The sequence below is a fragment of the Candidatus Cyanaurora vandensis genome (genome assembly GCF_013285555.1).
Classification (GTDB): Bacteria; Cyanobacteriota; Cyanobacteriia; order Gloeobacterales; family Anthocerotibacteraceae; genus Cyanaurora; species Cyanaurora vandensis.
Genome location: NZ_JAAXLT010000100.1, coordinates 1 through 3,528 on the forward strand (window position 1 = coordinate 1; position 3,528 = coordinate 3,528).

The 3,528-nt window shown below is 57.0% G+C and carries 3 protein-coding genes and 1 pseudogene; all 4 read left to right on the forward strand.

Translation table 11 applies throughout. The features are described 5' to 3' along the window. Nucleotides 1-831 (forward strand): hypothetical protein (locus HFM78_RS06860; RefSeq protein WP_315861914.1); only part of this gene is annotated, 831 nt, incomplete at its 5' end. 172 nt (nt 832-1,003) lie between these two features. Then, the gene (locus tag HFM78_RS06865; RefSeq protein ID WP_287128686.1) at nt 1,004-1,408 is read left to right on the forward strand and encodes a DUF6335 family protein; all 405 of its coding nucleotides are present in this window, start codon (nt 1,004-1,006) and stop codon (nt 1,406-1,408) included. A gap of 68 nt (nt 1,409-1,476) precedes the next feature. Then, the gene (locus HFM78_RS06870; RefSeq protein ID WP_287128687.1) at nt 1,477-3,405 is read left to right on the forward strand and encodes a glycoside hydrolase family 2 protein; all 1,929 of its coding nucleotides are present in this window, start codon (nt 1,477-1,479) and stop codon (nt 3,403-3,405) included. Further along, a pseudogene (locus HFM78_RS06875) lies at nt 3,317-3,528 on the forward strand (galactose-1-phosphate uridylyltransferase); the annotation flags it as partial. The gene HFM78_RS06870 and the pseudogene HFM78_RS06875, both read left to right, overlap by 89 nt.

Consider the following 3,528-nt stretch of genomic DNA (forward strand, 5'->3'; position numbering starts at 1 on the left):
CAGTCCCTCGACACGGTGATAACGGCTATCCAACGCCGCACCGACTTCTTAATTCGCTACCAAAGTGCGGGGCTAGAACAGATCCTGCATATCGAGTTCCAGAACCAAGTGCGCGGGGCAGACAAGTATTTAGCCGAGCTACCGATGCGGATGGCGACCTACGGCATCTTGACTGTGAACCGTTACGGTCAGGTACCCCAACAAGTGCTGGTCTTGATTCACGAGAGCGAAGCGGCGCGGGCGGTACCGAGTTTTTATCAAGAAGCGGGGATACGGGTAGATTATCAGGTGGTGCGGTTGTGGGAAGTGGACCCGGCCCTTATCTTGACCAGTGGGCTAGTGGGGCTGATGCCCTTAGTCCCTTTAACCCGTGGGGCGATGGAGCCGTTGTTGAGCCAGAGCCTGACGGCTTTACGCCAAGGAGTAGAATCAAACCAAGAGTACGGGGAATTGGTCGGGGTAACAGCCTTACTAGCAACCTTACGATTTAAGCGAGGGGATGTACGAGAGTTCTTCAGGAGGCGCGAGACGATGAGTTTACTTACTGAAACCCCGTTATTTGAAGAGTTGTTCCAAGAGGTGATGCAGGAGCGATTGCTTACCGCCATCGAACAGGCGAAAGCTGAAATAGCGCAACAGATGAAAGCTGAAATGGCGCAACGGCTAGAAGCCGAGGTCACGCAACAAGTCGAAGCTGAAGTGACGCAACGGCTAGAAGCTGAAGTGTCACAACGCGTCGAAGCAGACCAAGCCCGTCTACAGGCTGAGCAAAGAGCTGAACGTCTTGCTGCACGCTTACGAGAACTAGGTATTGACCCGGATGCAGGTTAGCACGACACACTGTCGAAGGCAGGACGACAGTGGCCTCCTCGACTGCCCTTACTGAACAGAGGTTGCGGCCTGAGCCTATCGCAGACTCACGTTAAATCGGGTAATTCGGGGGATGGGGTCAGATTGGCCTAGGACTGGGCTAACGTGGAGTTATTAGGATAGAGGGATGAAGATGGCTGATCCAAACCAAGGCCCCCCACAAGAGCGGTTGTCGGACAGCGAATTGAGCCGGGAGGCTGAAGCGCGCGGCGGAGTGGATGAAGCTTTTGTGGCCCAGATTTCCGAGAGTTCACGGGCCATGCTCCGGCACCGGGAACAATATAACGAGACCGATGCCACGTTGAGTGGTGGGGATGTGGACGCAGCCTGGGAAGATGAGGCTATCGGTGAAGAAGCCGTGGGCGGCACAGTGATGACCCCCGACCAAGACATTGTGGACGAGTTGGGCCGCGCCGTGGGTCTGACAGTGGCGGAAACCGAAGAATTGGGGACCGAAGACATCCTCATCGGGCGCGATGACCATCCGTACTTACTAGACCCAGCCAGTGCGGAAGATTTTCAAGAACGGCAAGACTAAAAGTTCGCGTCAATGGTGAGTCCGGCCCGGTAACGGGTACTCTTACTGTGACAATCAAGGACAATTTCATGAAATCCTTGGGTAAAGCATTTGGGCCTCAAGATATAGCTACGGCGGTCGGAGCCTATCCCCGGCCCCAACTGGTGCGAGCGGATTGGATTTCGCTCAATGGTCCCTGGCGGTTTGCTTTTGAGGAGACGGGTTTGCAGAGCCCGGACCAAATTGAGTGGAGCCACCAGATCCAGGTCCCCTTCGCGCCTGAGACCCCCGCGAGTGGGATTGGAGAGACGGGGTTTCATCAGTATTGTTGGTACGAGCGGGAGTTTACCTTAGTTCCGCCAGCAGGCCGGGTCTTGCTCCATTTTGGGGCGGTGGACTACCGCGCTCAGGTCTGGGTGAATGGGAAGTTCGTCACTGAGCATGAGGGCGGCTACACCCCCTTCAGCGTGGATATCACCCAGGTCCTAGACCCCGGCGGTCAACAGCGCGTCACGGTCTGCGCGGAGGACGAGCCCCACGACTTGGCTAAACCGAGGGGTAAACAAGACTGGCAACTCAATCCCCACAGTATTTGGTATCCGCGTACCAGCGGTATTTGGCAGACGGTTTGGTATGAGTGTGTCGCGCCGACCTACCTGGACCGGATTCGCTGGATGCCCCATTTTGAGCGGTGGGAGATTGGCTTTGAGGCCTCCTTGGCCGGGGAACGGCAAGAAGGGCTGCAACTAAAAGTCCGGCTTACCGTGGGCAACCAACTCTTGGTCAATGACTGCTATGAGGTCATCAATAGTGAAGTCCACCGCCGGATTGCCCTCTCAGACCCCGGTATTGATGATTACCGTAACGAACTACTCTGGAGCCCAGAGCGACCGACGTTAATTAACGCGGAACTGCAACTCTGGCAGGGTCATCAGCTTCTGGATGTCGTCCGTTCCTACACGGCGATGCGGACGGTGGGGGTCCAGCGTGACCGCTTCATGCTCAATGGACGGCCTTACTACTTGCGGTTGGTCCTCGACCAGGGCTATTGGCCCGAGACTTTCATGACCGCCCCCTCCGACGAACACCTCCGGCAAGATGTCGAACTCGCTAAACAGATGGGCTTCAACGGGGTCCGCAAACACCAAAAAATCGAGGACCCGCGCTACCTCTACTGGGCCGACAAACTAGGGCTGATGGTCTGGGAGGAGATGCCCAGTGCCTATCGCTTCACGCCCAAGGCCGTCACCCGCATGACTCGTGAGTGGACCGAGGTGATTGAGCGGGACCTGAGCCATCCTTGTGTCGTGGTCTGGGTCCCTTTCAATGAGTCCTGGGGGGTGCCGGACTTGACGGCGACCCCAGCCCACCGCGACTATGTCCAAGCCCTTTATTACTTGACTAAGACCCTGGACCCGACCCGTCCGGTCATCGGTAATGACGGCTGGGAAAGTGCCTCCACCGATATCCTGGGCATCCATGACTATGACAACAACGCCCGTCATCTCGCCCACCGCTACGGACCCGAAATGAAGCTCACGGATCTATTTGACCGGGAGCGTCCGGGGGGTAGGCTCCTTACCTTGGATGGCTATGCCCACCGGGGTCAACCCCTAATGTTGACGGAGTTCGGGGGGATCTGTTACGCGCCTAACCCTGAACACCACGTCTGGGGTTACGCCCATTCCCAAAATCATGCAGAGTTCCAGACTAATTACACAGCACTCTTGTGGGCGGTCAACCATTCCGGGGTCCTCAGTGGTTTCTGTTATACCCAGTTTGCCGATACCTTCCAAGAGGCCAATGGGCTGCTCTATGCTGACCGCACCCCCAAGTTGCCCTTGAATGTAATTGCTTCTGCGACCTTAGGTAGGGGTAGCGAATCCGATCTGGAGGCTATACTCCATCACAAGCTAGCCCAAGGCAACGATGCACTCCCAGCAGTTGCTCAAACCGGATGGTCGTCAACTGACCCTGTACAGCCGCTTCCCCATTGCGGCGGGACTTACGGCACCTAGTCCGAGTCGTACGCCTATCCCTGCCAACCCCCACCTCCGCTGGCACCCCCTGCGGGCGGAATGGGTGACTTACGCGAGTCACCGTCAGGAGCGGACCTTCATGCCGCCCCCCCAATACAATCC